Raw genomic sequence first — 14,260 nt, 5'->3', positions numbered from 1 at the left:
ATAACTGATGAAATATTGTCTCGTACTAGGCTTGCTTGCCGCACTGGCCTTTACAGCTCCTCTAAAAAAAATCAAACTGTTTAACGGTAAAGACCTCACGGGCTGGAAAGTATACGGTACCGAAAAATGGTACGTTGAGAACGGCGAATTAGTCTGCGAAAGCGGTCCTGATAAGAAATACGGTTATCTAGGTACCGAAAAGTTTTATAAAAACTTCGACCTCACGTTAGAGTTCAAGCAGGAAGCTAACGGCAATAGTGGCGTATTTTTCCGTTCTACCGTCGAAGGAACTAAAGTGAGCGGCTGGCAGGTGGAAGTAGCTCCACCGAACCACGACACGGGTGGCATTTACGAATCTTACGGCCGGAACTGGCTGGTACAGATTCCTGATGAGAAAGAGAACATCCTGAAGCCGGGCGAGTGGAACAAACTTCGCATTCGGGTTGAAGGTGATCATGTGCAAACGTATCTGAACGGTACGTCGATGGTTGATTTCAACGACGAAAAAATTGGCAAAGGCGAAGGCGGAATAGCCCTACAGATTCACGACGGGGGTGGCATCAAAGTACGTTGGAGAAATCTGGAACTGACTCCTTTATAGAGTTTTATACGTAGCATAAATGAAGAAAGCCATAACCTGATACGTTATGGCTTTCTTCATTTATGCTACGTTGCTATTTGTTTATTTCACGTAGTAACCCTTCTAAATCCAGGGGACGGGTGTACATTTCAATGGAGCCATCTGGCGTAAGTGGCCACTCCTCTCGTGGGCGATCCCAGTATAACTCAACTCCATTCTGATCGGGATCATTAAGGTAAAGCGCTTCAGATACACCGTGGTCAGAAGCGCCCGTAAGTGGATAGTTTGCGTCGAGAAGCCGTTTTAGGGCAACGGCCAAATCCCGGCGGGTTGGATACAGAATAGCTGTGTGAAACAAGCCGGCGCTACGTACTGGCGCGGGTGGCATATTCTTACTGTACCACGTATTCAAGCCAATATGATGATGGTAGCCGCCCGCTGATATAAAAGCGGCATCCTTCCCGTACATCGTCACGAGTGAAAAACCCAGTAAATCCCGGTAAAACGCTAAGGCACGGTCTATGTCAGCTACTTTCAGATGCACATGCCCAATTCGGGTCTGAGCAGGTATTACGTATGAATCAGGAGTCATGGTGGAATTAGTTGAAAACGAAAAAATTCTAGACTTCTAACATGAACGGAACGGGAATAAATCCTACAGCACCGTTTATGCGTATCGCATCATCGTTGATTAACCTAATAATTCCTCCGCTTATTAACTCCTTTGCGCCTATTGCTAAGTACTTGTGGATGTTACCTATGGCAACTGTATAGCTTTGAGAAATAGAACCGTCATGCGCTTATATCATTTATTAATCGCTATTCCCGTAGCAAGCTTATCCATGAACATATCCATTGCCCAACCAACGGCAAAATCACTGGCAGGCGAATATTATCTGAGAGGAGTTCACGAAGTGGGCTCAGGCATCAAACTCAATGAAGACTTTACGTTTGAGTTTTTCTTCGTGTATGGCGCACTCGACCGATTTGGTAAGGGTACCTGGAAACTACAGGATAAACAGGTCATCTTAAACAGCAGCAAACGGCCGTCTAAAGATTTTTCTTTAGTTACCAGCCGAACGGTTCCAGGAAATAAGCTGACTATCCGGATAGCGGACCCAAATACCAACCTGCTTCGTCATGTAGAAAGTGCGGTTAAAAATGGCGCAAACGTACAGCGCGAGATCACCAATGAAAAAGGGGAAGCCCATTTTGCTAAACAAACTCAAATTGAAGCCATTTCGCTCCGATTTGAGTTTGTTCCTGAGCGTTATTCCGTGTTTCCAGTCACGAATAAAGCGCATAACTATTACGAATTTCGATTTGAACCCTGGATCATGGACGTTTTCTTCGAGAATCAAACCTACACCATTTCAGAGAACGGACTCGAAGGGCAGCATCCGTTACTGGAACCCGGCAAATCGTATTCGTTTGAGCGATAGATGCGCAGGAATGGCGTAATTTTCTGTAAGCGATTGGGTTAATCTGGATACGTCATCAGAAAATAATCACCTTCCGCTGCGTCTACGGCCGACACGATCTTCCAGCCCTGAGCCTGATAAAACGTGAATGCTTTTCTATTTTTCTGAAGGCATTTCAACGTAGCAGGTCTTCCAATTTCTAATAAGCAACTGGTAAGCAGGGCTTTCCCGACGCCTTTATTCGCAAAAGCGGCATCAACGTACAGGTGATGAATGAAATTATCGGGTGGCCACCAGGAGACAAAACCAATTGGTTTATCATCCAACACAGCGACCCGTATAACCTCACCCTCAGTATCTTTTTCGAAATCACTACGTTGAAAAGTAGACGTATCAAGCCAGAAAAAAGCGCTTTTGCGAACCTCCAGATAAATTCTACTTAACTCATCAAGATCTGTGTCCTGATACGTTCGAGTTAACCATTCTGGTTCCTTATTTGACACGGTTAAAGACAAACAAATCTTTAAAATCCCACTTGCTGTCCTTCTGCTGGCCTCGTTGAATGGCTAATTGATCTGGACCGCGTTTTTCGTAGATGATACGTATCGAGTGGTCGACTTTCTCAAAAAGCGCGTAATCTTTTTTCGCTTCAACGAAGAAATAACGATCTGATACGTCCTTCTCTTCCTGCCCGATCAGGCCGGGTTTGAAGTGCTTCACGAGCACAATTGGCCCCTGTTCGGTTTGCTCGAAAATGAGCATTTCGTACATGGTTACCTTGTTGTCTTTCATCATCCGCATGAAACCCGTCAGGTTGTCTCCTTCGGGGGCTACCCAAGACGCGTCGATGGGGCCGCCATTGAACGTACCGCGCCAACGTCCTTCCATAAAACTGACATCAGATAACGTAGCGTTTTTAGTCTGGGCAAAAGAAGTGAACGTAGCGAAAAATAAAAAGGTGTAAAGGAGGGTGGTCCGAATCGTCTGCATAATCGTATTAAATTAATTTTGATCGGCAAGATACATTAATCTATAGTCCGTTACGTCATGCAGACTGTTGAACAATTGTTATAAACAACCTTCTGTAATTGTTCCGTGTTTACTACGTAGCAAACACTTCAAATCCCTCCCACCCAACATGGATTTTGTCGATTATTACAGCGTGCTGGGCCTACCTAAAACGGCTTCAGACGAAGATATTAAGAAAGCGTATCGGAAGCTGGCGCGGAAACACCATCCCGATTTGAATCCGAATGATGCGGAAGCGAATAAGAAATTTCAGCAGATCAACGAAGCGAACGAAGTGCTAAGCGATCCTGAAAAACGGAAGAAGTACGATCAGTACGGCGAACACTGGCAACACGCCGAACAATATGAACAAGCCCGTCGTCAGCAACAGCAGTCGCGTCAGCAATACGCGCAGGGCGACGGGGGTGATTATGATTTTTCGAGTGGTTTTGGTGGCGCTGATTTCTCGGATTTTCTGTCTTCGTTATTTGGTCAGGAAGGGGGTCCAAGAGGTCGGCAGCAGGCTACGTTCCGAGGGCAGGATTACCAGGCCGAGCTTCACCTGAACCTGCGCGATGCCTATACCACGCATAAACAGACGATGACGGTGAACGGAAAAAATATACGTATCACCGTTCCGGCGGGTATTGAAAACGGACAAAAAATCAAATTGGCGGGTTATGGCGCGCCTGGCGTAAACAACGGCCCGAATGGCGATTTATACATTACGTTCGTCATTGCCGACGATAATCGTTATAAACGGAAAGGCAACGATTTATATGTCGACGAAGAGATAGATTTGTACACGGCTCTGTTGGGTGGCGAAAAAATTATCGAAACGCTCGATGGCAAAGTAAAGCTGACCGTTCCGGCCGAAACGCAGAACGGTACCAAAGTCAGGTTGAAAGGCAAAGGATTTCCGATTTACAAACAGGATGGAAAATTCGGCGATCTCTACGTTCAGTGGCAGATCAAACTCCCTACTAACCTAACCGACCAGCAAAAAGAACTATTCCGCCAACTAGCTGACTTATAACGTATTAACCTTATGCAAACGACCCATTTAGTTTCCGTCCGCGAATTTTGTCGGCATCACCATATCGAAATCACATTTGTTGAAAACCTGGCTGACAACGGCCTGATCGAAATTACCATTGTCGAGCAGATTCACTACGTTGAACCTGAGCAATTGACACGTCTGGAAAAGTTTGTCCGTCTGCATCAGGATTTAGCTATTCATATTGATGACATGGACGTAGTGAGCGATTTGCTGGACCGGGTCGAAACTCTTCAGCAACAGGTTATTACGTTACAAAACCGTCTGGTTTTCTATGAACCACTTTAAGCCGTTCGCCATGCGTTTTTCAACAATTTTACACGTATCATTTATCCTATTGAGTAGTTGTGGGGAACGCAAAACTCAAACCGAATCTACTACAACTGATTCATTGTCAAACGGTTCAGCAACAAACGTAGCACAACCCGACACACTCTGTTTCCGGCAGGTGGTCGGGCGAGATTCCACTACGTTACGTCTATTTACTAACGGCACCAACGTAACGGGTGAATTGAACGTACTACCCTACGAAAAAGATCGCGCTCGCGGCACCATTGAGGGCACATTGGCCAACAACCAGATTCAGGCTGACTGGCAGCGTTCGGGCGAGGGCGTTACGCAAACCTATGCCGTTACGTTCAATATGAAAGGCGATGCCATTACGTGGCGCGAAGGTGAACGTATCGAGAAACAAGGTAAATGGGTGCTGAAAAATCCAGCGCAAGGTTATGAGTATGTTTTGATGAAAACAGATTGCCGCTAACGTATCTTGGGGCCTAATTACGTCATCAGATGCTCCATTTGCTACGTTATCTCCTGGCTTTTGCGATTTCATTCGCTTTGTTACTCAATACAATCATGGCGCAAACACCCAAGCGTCCCCGCGAGTATAGCATTCGTTTTGGGGTAATGGCGCCTGGCCAACTGAACGCCATAACCGACGTACCGGGCGTTCGCGTTGGACAAGTGACGCTGAATCAGGGCGAAAATGTGCGAACGGGCGTTACGGCCATTTTACCGCATACCGGCAATCAGTTTCAGCAGAAAAGTCCGGCGGCTATTTATATTGGTAATGGGTTTGGGAAACTGGCAGGCTACAGTCAGGTTGAGGAACTTGGTACGTTGGAAACGCCAATTGTGCTGACTAATACCTTAAACGTACCAACCGCTGCCGACGCCATCATTGATTATACGTTATCCCAGTCTGGCAATGAACAGGTACGTTCCGTCAATCCGGTGGTGGGCGAAACGAACGACGGTTTTCTGAATGATATTCGCGGCCGGCACGTAACGAAAAAGGACGTACTAGATGCCATTCAGCAGGCAAAAACAGGGCCGGTTGAGGAAGGTAACGTAGGAGCGGGTACTGGCACGGTCTGTTTTGGGTTTAAAGGCGGAATCGGTACGTCCTCGCGGAAGTTGCCTGCTTCGCTGGGCGGGTATACTGTGGGTGTATTGGTGCAAACCAATTTCGGTGGTACGTTGCAAATTGCGGGTGTACCCATCGGTGTGGCGCTGGGACGTTATGAATTTAAAGATAACCTCGACGGTTCGTGCATGATGGTTGTGTTGACTGACGCCCCTTTAGATGCTCGCAATCTTAAACGATTAGCCAAACGCGCTTTCCTGGGGCTGGGCCACACGGGCGGAATTGCCTCTAACGGCAGTGGCGATTACGTCATTGCTGCGTCCACCGCCCACCAGATTCCCCACGAGACCAAAAACGCCTTCGACGAAGTCAAGCTGCTACGTAACGATAACGTATCACCGCTGTTTATGGCGGCTATCGAAGCCACTGAGGAAGCCATTATCAATTCGCTTTTTGCCGCGAAAACCCTAACCGGGTATCAGGGACATAAAATTGAGCAACTGCCTGTGGATAAAGTTGTGGATTTGTTGAAAAAGGCGGGACAAACCCGATAGTTAACGCAATAGGCAAGAATAGTTAAAATTTCCTGAGGACTTGAGTAAACAGAACGGGTTAGCTATATTACTAGAAAATCCACCGTCAACACTGGTTATTCACCCCGTCTATGCAGGTAAAAACGCTACTTCTACTTGCAGTTTATTTCTGTTTTAACCAGGTAACATACAGCCAATCAACATTTACGTTTAGCCAAATACCGGCTGATTTTCAGCTTTTTGCCCGCGATAATTCGAATCGGGCTGTCATTACTATTGCCGGGACTGCCCAAAACGCCGGGACTGAAAAGCTATTGGTACAAGTATGGCGCGAGAATCAGTTGTGGAAGCGGTCGTTGATCACGCTACCTATCAGCCGCCCCGCTTCGTTTAGTACTACCTTTTCTATTCAGGCCGAAAAAGCGCAGTACAAAATCCGCGTTTTTTCACTGGTCGGATCGGATTCCGTGCTCGTTACCGAACGGTCGCGGATTGTTTGCGGTGACTTTATTCAGATTTACGGCCAATCGAACGCCATTGCTTTCAACCCCGATTATTCTACCGACGATACGTATTTCCGAAACGTTGATTTTACGATTGGTACGTCTGTTAGCGAGGGGAAGGTTAGCTGGTATCCATCGAAGGAGCCGTATGGAGCCGTTGGCCTGATTGGATGGCGCCTTCAGGAGCTTATTCTCCAGCAGTTTGGCATTCCGACCTGTATAATTAACGGGGCTGTCGGCGGAGCGAGAATTGCTTATCTGAATGATCGAAATGCCCAAAATCCGACTGATTTGAACACAGTTTATGGCCAGACCCTGTATCGTCATCAATACGCAAATGCGATTTCCCATTTGCGAGCCATTGTCTGGAAACAGGGCGAATCAGATGCGGGCGGGGCCTTCAGCAATGCCAACGAATACGCTCCTCAGTTCAATTCATTATACAACAACTGGCGGCAGGATTATGGCAGTAGTCCCCGGATGTACGTCGGCCAGATCAATTTTTTACCGGATCACAACAGTAACGCGGGCGGAATACGCGATTTCCAACGACGTACCAAATCGCTCTACGCCAACCTGGAAACAATTGCAACCGTTGGTACGCCCGGATTCGACGGGATACATTATAGTCTAGCGGGTAATCTTCAGATAGCGAATGAGTTATTCCGGCAAATCGCCCGCGATCTTTACGGCGCTACGGATACGCTGCAAATTAATTCACCGGACATTCAGAAAGTCTATTACAACAGCAGTCGTGATACGCTTACCATGGTATTTGACGATCGGATGCAGATGATCTGGCCCGCCGATTCAACCATTTACGACAATACAATGGCGGTCAATTATCAACGGCGAATGAAGGATTTTATCTATCTGGATTCGCAACCGGGATTTATTAGCACCGGTTCGGCTTCTGCGAATCGGGTAATACTGGCCCTTACGCAGCCCAGAAATGCTCAGACGTTAACGTATTTACCGCCCTTTTTTGCGGATGCGCATACTGATTTCTACAACGGTGTTCATTTAAAAAATAGCCGTGGAATGCGTGCTTTCAGCTTCGAGAACTTTACAATTACCGATATACTACCGGGTACGGTATCGCTTCAAACCATTACGTTGCGCCCCAAAAACCATGTTCTGTTATCCTGGAATTCTCCGCCAACGCCACCAACCGGATATCTAATTGAACGAGCTAACTCAATTAATGGACCATTTAGTTTCGTAGGCCGTACGGTGGGTTCAGTAACTAATTTCACAGATACAACAGTATCTTTAGAGCCCACGACGCTCTATTACCGACTTAGGATGATCAGTGCTACGTCCGAGTCAGCGCCAGGTGGGGTACTTTCCATTCAAACGGCGGACCAGGACAAGGCAGATCTTCAGTTAGCGATGCGTACATCCAGCCGGATTGTTCAGGTCCAATCGCCAGTTTCCGTTACGTTGCTCCTGACCAACAACAGTTCTGTTGCGCCATCGCGGGTTGTTGTCGAAAATCGACTACCACCCAATCTGCAGTTTATAAGCGGGGACGGGATTACGCATACGTCAGGGGTCGTCTCAGCAACCACTACGTCTCTCGCTCCCAGGCAAACCGTTAGCTGGACTTACATAGTGCGCCCACAGCAGTTAGGTACGTACCGCAATGCAGCTCAGATCCTGAGTTCATCTGCGGAAGACCCCGACTCACAACCCGGCAGTGGTACGGGCGACGGAGAAGATGACGTAGCACAAGTTGATGTCCGTACAGTACCAGCCGCTGATAATGTGATATTTATATCACCTAACCCCAATCAGCATCCTTTACCCCCTGTCCAGTTAATTCAGCCAGTTCCGGTTGCGAACAAAGCCGATCTTAGTTTGCAAATAGCTTCTAGCAAGATAACGCCGGGCCTCAACGATCTTATCAGCTTTACCCTGGCCGTTACTAATCTGGGAGGAGCCATAGCACAGACTGTACAGATTAAAGAAACCATTCCGGAGCAAATAGCCATCATCGGTGCTAATGGCTGGACTATCAACGGCGGTCAGATGTCTACTACGCTTACAAATGTAGCCGTTGGCGAAACCCGCTTAGTAACTTTTACTGCACAAGTCATAGGTGGAGGCACTTTCATAAACCGCGCCGAAATCAGCAGTGCTTTTCCGAGCGATCCGGATTCTATGCCTGGAAACGGGACAGCCAACGGTGAGGATGATACGGCGCAGATTCAGCTGCGTGTGCGGTAACTGTAGCTCAGGCCACCTGTTTTTGCCGCCCACCGATGGCCAGACGTATCAGGCCATACATCGCCAGCGCCACAACGACACAGAAAAGCCCCCATTTCAGATTGGTCAATACTGAACAAACTGAGGCCACTGATTCTGATAAGTTTGGGTAGCTTTTGATGAGGTAAATAATACAGGCGTTTTCCAGATAATCCATCACAAGCACGATAACTGGAAATACGTTCACCAGCGAAAAGGGTGCATACGTTCGATTTCGGAACAACAGTGTAAGAACAATGCAGCTCAGCGCCGTATAAATGATTGGATAAGCAAAATCAATCGTCATTAAGCCCTGCCTATACACTGCCCGTCCTTCTGGCCCATAGCAGCCAATCATCTCAATAATTCGAGCGGGATCATATCCAAAAAGCAAATCAATTGGACTAATAGCCTTTAGCGCCAGTCCATTCATCTCTGATTGAAGATTTTGAAAAAAGTAGGCGGGAAATGGAACGTATAGCGCAATGGCCAATAGAAGCGTTTTCCAGGACGAAATCCTGTTGAAAAACGCAGACAACGTAGTGAGCATGCTTTAGAAAAGAGGAATTATCGTAACAAAGGATTGCCAATCAGTTCTATACGTATTTACCCCCGCACATTTATCAAACGGACTACAGCATTATCGTCTGCTTTCGGCCACACGCCATAAAATTGTTGCCAAACCTACAAAGGCGAGTGCGCCGAGAGTCATATAGCCACCTTCGCCCAGCATACCAGCCAGAACAGGCTCTATTGTCAAGGCAGCCAGACCATTATAAATTGATTCATTGACTGATAACAACGCTACCGCAACACCTGCCAAAGCTCCACCAGCCACCAGTCCAGTAGCAAACAGGCTTCCCTTGCCTAAATCGGCGTCTTCTTCAACGTTGCCTTTCCGTTTGGCATTCCAGTCTGCAATAGCCTTAACTAAGCCCCCCGTGAAAATAGGCAACGTAGTAGAAAGGGGCAGATAAAGCCCAACGGCAAAGGCCAGCGCACTGACGCCAACTAACTCAAACACGAAGGCAATAAATGCACCAGCAAGCACAAACTGCCAGTCGAGGTTGAATGACAAAAGACCTTTGATCAACGTAGCCATCAGCGTTCCCTGGGGAGCCGGAAATTTATCGGAACCAATAGCGTGTGTGATGCCCTGAGCCAGCAAATCAGGTGTAGGCGTATCCAGAATTTTTACCGTAGCGCCCACCACCAGCGACGACACAATCACACCAATAAACAGCGCCATCTGCTGGTATTTAGGCGTAGCACCGACCAGATAGCCGGTTTTTAAATCCTGCGACGTACCGCCCGCGTTAGCAGCCGCTACACAAATCATACTACCCACTACCAGCACCGCCGGTTCATATAGTTTACCCGTCAATCCAAAACCGATGAAAACCAGCGCTGTACCCATAATGGTAGCAATCGTCATCCCCGATACCGGCGACGAACTCGACCCAATCAGTCCAACAATTCGACTGGAAACGGTGACGAAGAAAAAACCAAAAACAATAACCAAAATCGCAATCAGTAATTTAGTCAATACTGAATCCCCGGGAATTTGCGGCAGAACGACCATCAATCCAGCGAGGGCAATGCTACCGATAACCACGATACGTACGCTTAAATCCTGTTCAGTACGTGCCGTCCGGCTGCCATGGCTCAAATTCTCTTCTTGCTCAATAGCACTGAGTGACGATTTGCTGAAACTCTGTTTAAACGAGGAAATAATGGTCGGAATGGTCTTGATCAGCGTCATGAATCCGCCCGCGGTTACAGCCCCCGCGCCAATCTGCCGGATATAAGCCCGATAGACAGCCGCAGCTGTATCGTTGAATGTGTGAGTCGTTGGATTCCAGCCGCCGGGTCCGCCCGCCGTTTGCAGATTGGCCAGATAGCCCAGTTTTTGAAGTTGCAACGCAATGGTATCACCGGGAACGACCGACGCCAGCAATGGAATCAAGCCCAACCATGCCAGAATTCCGCCACCAACCAGCACTGCCGAAATACGAAAACCGATGATGTAGCCAACGCCCAGATATTCAGGCGTAATTTCCCCTGCTACCTGCGCCGACGGGAAATAGCGATTAGTTTGTTTCGTTGCCCAGACGGGAACCTCGGCAATCAGATGTAGTACTTTTTGCAGGAAGGCATACAACAACGCTACACCTAAACCCTGATACGCTGTTTTCGCGAAATCACCGCCTTTTTCGCCAGCAATCAAGACCGATGCACAAGCCGTTCCTTCGGGATACGGCAACGTACCATGTTCCTGCACAATCAGCGACCGACGTAGTGGAATCATCATCAACGTACCAATCAGGCCACCCAGAATCGCTAGTGTCAGAATTGTCCAATAATTGAAGAAATCAGCACCACTCCCGTTGGTTAGGAACAGAAAGCCTGGCATAGTAAACACCACCCCCGACGCAATACTCTCGCCCGCCGAACCAGTTGTCTGGATGATATTATTTTCGAGGATAGTCGTGTTGAGAAATTTCCGACCGAGCGAGATTGCCAACACCGCTATTGGAATGGAAGCTGACACCGAAAGACCGGCTTTCAGGGATAAATACACGGTAGCAGCGCCGAACAGTACGCCAAAAACAGCGCCGGTTACTACGGCTTTCAGGGTAAATTCAGCGGGGGATTCCGTGGCCGGAACAAAGGGTTTATGGTCGGCAGTCGGTTTAGACATAGTCAAACAAGTTGTGATGCGTTAGGCATAACGTATCACAAAGTAAGACTTTCCGTCAACATACCGCACTACGTTGCCGATTTCACTGCACCGCCCGCGTTGTGTACCGATCCATTACGTCGCTGGGATGAATCTCCAGTACGTGTGCCAGTACAAGTAACACGAGTGTTCGGGAAGCAATCCGGCGCGATATACCCGCAATTGACGCAAACAAATCGACGGTGATGCTAGGATGCTCGCCGAGGTGCTGCATGAGCATCCGCTCTTTGTCGCCGTAAGTAAAGCGGATATTCCGTTCAGCTTGTTCGCCTTTCAGAATTTCGCGCACTTCACGACTCGCCTGCACCGATTTGTCGCCAACGCGCACATAGGCTTTTTTGTCATCGGGATTGTCCGGATCGGGGATAATGTAGTGAGGGCGAGTGACGCTGCGGGGTACGCGGATGACAAGAACCTCCCGTTCATCCAAAAGCTGTACTCGCTCGATGGTGTACGAAATGCGCGGAAAACAAAATTTGTTAATAGCCCGGACGAGGAGGTATTCGTCTTCATCGGCATATTTCAATCCCGTAATTCTCTTGTCGTCGCCGACACCGATCAGCATGATACCGCCGTTTGTATTAGCGAAGGCTACCACGCCCCGGATGATTTTCTCGGGATGATTTGTTTTCAGCTTGAACTCTAAACTGCTACCCTCTCCCCGTTTTACCAGGTTCTTGAGTGCTTGATAGTCCATAACCGATGGGTTCATCTGGTTGAGCACCGAATTGGGATAAAGATACCGCTTTTCGTTAAACTTGCAACTACTAATTTCGTATCTCTATTTTTCGGAAAATATATGACAATCTAATCAACGTTCCGTCTTCACAGACTATTTTATTCATAACTATAACACCTATTAGCCGGTTTGGATTCGATCATATGGGAGATTTTGCGGGGCGACACATCGAGATAGATGTTGAACTTGTACGGCATTTAGTGAATACTCAATTTCCGGAATGGTCGACCCTCCCTATAAAAGCCGTTGAATTTTCGGGTTGGGACAACCGAACGTTTCATCTGGGCGATTTAATGACCGTGCGTCTCCCCAGCGCCGAGGGCTACAAACCACAAGCCGAAAAAGAACAGTATTGGCTTCCTCGATTAGCCCCGCATCTGCCCGTTTCTATTCCCACTCTTCTGGCAAAAGGCGAACCTGATACGTATTTTCCGGCCAAATGGGGAATCTATCGCTGGATTGATGGTGAAAACGCTACGTTGAATAAACTAGCGAACGTCGATGATTTTGCCCGATCAGTTGCTCATTTCTTACGAACTTTGCAACGTATTGATCCAGCGGGTGGCCCATTGGCGGGAAGCCACAGTTGGTTTCGAGGGGCTTCTTTATCTGTGTATGATCACGAAACCCGACGGTCAATCAAAGTGTTACAGGACAAGATTGACGTAACATTGGCAGAAATCATCTGGCAGGAAGCGTTAGCATCTATCTGGCAAAACCCGCCGGTATGGTTTCATGGTGATATCGCTTCGGGCAATTTGCTCATCAAAAATGGCCGTCTTGAAGCCGTTATTGATTTTGGCTGTTGCGGAATTGGCGACCCTGCCTGCGATTTAGTTATTGCCTGGACAATGCTTTCAGGACGTAGCAGAGAAATCTTTCGCGCTGAAGTAGTCATTGATGATGCAACCTGGGCACGCGGGCGAGGTTGGGCGTTATGGAAAGCGTTAATTACGATTGAGGAATACGGTGAAACAGGTAACAAAGTCAAAACAGACGAAGCCTGGAAAACGATTAACGAGTTGTTTGGCGAGTATCGCCTTTTAAACAAGTAATAAAATGTGGGTAAACGTTGCTCTGGTTTTAGGAACTTTCCTGTTTATGGAAGGTGTGGCCTGGTTCACACATAAGTACGTGATGCACGGATTCTTGTGGAGTTGGCATCACGACCATCACAATCATCACAAAGGTTTTTTTGAAGTAAATGACTTATTCGCGGTTGTATTCGCCGTAACCGCTATTGGTCTTATCGCATTAGGCGTCTACGTTCCCGGACTGGATTTTCTAACCTGGATCGGCGCGGGCGTTACGTTATACGGCTTATTTTACTTCATTTTCCACGACATTATCGTGCATCGGCGCGTGAAGCTCAAAATCGACACGAGCGGACGCTATATGCAACGTATTATGCGGGCGCACTACATTCATCATAAAGTACATACGAAAGAAGGCGCCGAAGCTTTTGGGTTCCTGTATGCCCCAAAGAAATACGACAAGCCTGTAAAAACGGCCTCTACGAAGACCAAAACAACGTAGCAGTTGGAACGTAACACACAAAAAAGGCGTAATCCTGACTCAACAGATTACGCCTTTTTTTACGTGAAATCGTCGAAACGACTCAGTATTCGTCTTCGTTGAAAAAGAAATCATCTTTCGTCGGGTAGTCCGGCCAGATTTCTTCAATGCTTTCGTAGGGTTGCCCGTCGTCCTCAAGTTCCTGTAGATTTTCTACAACTTCGAGCGGGGCGCCAGAGCGAATGGAATAATCAATCAACTCATCTTTGGTGGCAGGCCACGGAGCATCTTCCAGATACGATGCTAATTCGAGAGTCCAGTACATAGTGTGTCGTCGTTTGTGTCTATTTTTTTAATGAGGGTGCAAAAGTAAAAAAACCATTAATATCCAAGCTATTTTTAGCAAAAATGTTCGTTTCTGCAATTACACTGTGATTTAGGCCATTAACGCGAAATAAAAAAATTTGTTTCATGTTCCAGATTTCAAAGAGCGAAAGAGTGAATGAGCGAAAGTGCGACTGCCGGATAGTATTCGCACTTTCGCTCAT

At 47.4% G+C, this 14,260-nt stretch carries 16 protein-coding genes; 9 read left to right on the top strand and 7 right to left on the bottom strand.

Translation table 11 applies throughout. From position 1 onward, the window contains the following. Nucleotides 1-7 precede the first annotated feature (7 nt). Nucleotides 8-601, top strand: a complete 594-nt coding sequence (locus tag ACYVF1_RS01165) for a 3-keto-disaccharide hydrolase (RefSeq protein ID WP_461074770.1) — start codon at nt 8-10, stop codon at nt 599-601. Between the two features lie 73 nt (nt 602-674). On the opposite strand, the gene ACYVF1_RS01160 is transcribed toward ACYVF1_RS01165, so the two are convergent. Beyond that, a complete protein-coding gene (locus ACYVF1_RS01160) occupies nt 675-1,172 on the bottom strand; it encodes a VOC family protein (RefSeq protein ID WP_461074768.1) in 498 nt (165 codons plus the stop codon). Between the two features lie 250 nt (nt 1,173-1,422). Here ACYVF1_RS01160 and ACYVF1_RS01155 point away from each other — a divergent pair, with 250 nt between their 5' ends. After that, complete coding sequence (locus tag ACYVF1_RS01155) at nt 1,423-2,022, top strand: hypothetical protein (protein ID WP_461074766.1); 600 nt, start codon at nt 1,423-1,425, stop codon at nt 2,020-2,022. A gap of 38 nt (nt 2,023-2,060) precedes the next feature. Here ACYVF1_RS01155 and ACYVF1_RS01150 read toward each other — a convergent pair whose 3' ends face one another. Continuing rightward, nucleotides 2,061-2,504, bottom strand: coding sequence for a GNAT family N-acetyltransferase (locus ACYVF1_RS01150; RefSeq protein WP_461074764.1), 444 nt, complete (start codon nt 2,502-2,504; stop codon nt 2,061-2,063). Then, nucleotides 2,494-2,991, bottom strand: coding sequence for a DUF6265 family protein (locus ACYVF1_RS01145; RefSeq protein ID WP_461074762.1), 498 nt, complete (start codon nt 2,989-2,991; stop codon nt 2,494-2,496). The genes ACYVF1_RS01150 and ACYVF1_RS01145 overlap by 11 nt, the downstream gene beginning before the upstream one ends. Nucleotides 2,992-3,139: 148 nt before the next feature. Here ACYVF1_RS01145 and ACYVF1_RS01140 point away from each other — a divergent pair, with 148 nt between their 5' ends. The 5 genes from ACYVF1_RS01140 (at nt 3,140) to ACYVF1_RS01120 (ending at nt 8,700) form a co-directional block, all read left to right on the top strand. Beyond that, nucleotides 3,140-4,045 carry a DnaJ C-terminal domain-containing protein gene (locus ACYVF1_RS01140; RefSeq protein ID WP_461074760.1) on the top strand — a complete coding sequence of 302 codons (906 nt, stop codon included), beginning with the start codon at nt 3,140-3,142 and terminating at the stop codon, nt 4,043-4,045. Nucleotides 4,046-4,057: 12 nt separating this feature from the next. After that, on the top strand, nt 4,058-4,354 hold the full coding sequence (locus ACYVF1_RS01135) for a chaperone modulator CbpM (RefSeq protein WP_461074758.1): 297 nt from the start codon (nt 4,058-4,060) through the stop codon (nt 4,352-4,354). Next, on the top strand, nt 4,341-4,829 hold the full coding sequence (locus ACYVF1_RS01130; RefSeq protein ID WP_461074756.1) for a hypothetical protein: 489 nt from the start codon (nt 4,341-4,343) through the stop codon (nt 4,827-4,829). Before ACYVF1_RS01135 ends, ACYVF1_RS01130 begins: the two co-directional genes overlap by 14 nt. Nucleotides 4,830-4,858: 29 nt before the next feature. Then, nucleotides 4,859-5,989, top strand: coding sequence for a DmpA family aminopeptidase (locus ACYVF1_RS01125; protein ID WP_461074754.1), 1,131 nt, complete (start codon nt 4,859-4,861; stop codon nt 5,987-5,989). Nucleotides 5,990-6,099: 110 nt separating this feature from the next. Next, entirely contained in the window at nt 6,100-8,700 is a 2,601-nt protein-coding gene (locus tag ACYVF1_RS01120; protein ID WP_461074752.1) for a sialate O-acetylesterase, read from the top strand. A gap of 7 nt (nt 8,701-8,707) precedes the next feature. On the opposite strand, the gene ACYVF1_RS01115 is transcribed toward ACYVF1_RS01120, so the two are convergent. The 3 genes from ACYVF1_RS01115 to ACYVF1_RS01105 all read right to left on the bottom strand — a co-directional run bounded on the left by ACYVF1_RS01115 (nt 8,708) and on the right by ACYVF1_RS01105 (nt 12,170). Further along, complete coding sequence (locus tag ACYVF1_RS01115) at nt 8,708-9,268, bottom strand: hypothetical protein (protein WP_461074750.1); 561 nt, start codon at nt 9,266-9,268, stop codon at nt 8,708-8,710. 90 nt (nt 9,269-9,358) lie between these two features. Further along, nucleotides 9,359-11,419, bottom strand: a complete 2,061-nt coding sequence (locus ACYVF1_RS01110; protein WP_461074748.1) for an OPT family oligopeptide transporter — start codon at nt 11,417-11,419, stop codon at nt 9,359-9,361. Nucleotides 11,420-11,501: 82 nt separating this feature from the next. Beyond that, nucleotides 11,502-12,170: an AlbA family DNA-binding domain-containing protein gene (locus ACYVF1_RS01105; protein WP_461074746.1), complete on the bottom strand. Its 669-nt coding sequence runs from the start codon at nt 12,168-12,170 to the stop codon at nt 11,502-11,504. A 227-nt stretch (nt 12,171-12,397) separates the two neighbouring features. Here ACYVF1_RS01105 and ACYVF1_RS01100 point away from each other — a divergent pair, with 227 nt between their 5' ends. Together ACYVF1_RS01100 and ACYVF1_RS01095 are read left to right on the top strand one after the other, a co-directional pair. Continuing rightward, entirely contained in the window at nt 12,398-13,252 is an 855-nt protein-coding gene (locus ACYVF1_RS01100) for an aminoglycoside phosphotransferase family protein (protein WP_461074744.1), read from the top strand. Between the two features lie 4 nt (nt 13,253-13,256). Continuing rightward, nucleotides 13,257-13,733 carry a sterol desaturase family protein gene (locus ACYVF1_RS01095; RefSeq protein ID WP_461074742.1) on the top strand — a complete coding sequence of 159 codons (477 nt, stop codon included), beginning with the start codon at nt 13,257-13,259 and terminating at the stop codon, nt 13,731-13,733. A gap of 82 nt (nt 13,734-13,815) precedes the next feature. On the opposite strand, the gene ACYVF1_RS01090 is transcribed toward ACYVF1_RS01095, so the two are convergent. Then, entirely contained in the window at nt 13,816-14,037 is a 222-nt protein-coding gene (locus tag ACYVF1_RS01090; RefSeq protein WP_009284883.1) for a DUF2795 domain-containing protein, read from the bottom strand. Between the last annotated feature and the right edge of the window lie 223 nt (nt 14,038-14,260).

This window comes from Spirosoma flavus (assembly GCF_054778555.1).
The sequence above is the reverse complement of the archived record's forward strand: the minus strand, read 5'-3'. Positions and strand labels throughout refer to the sequence as shown.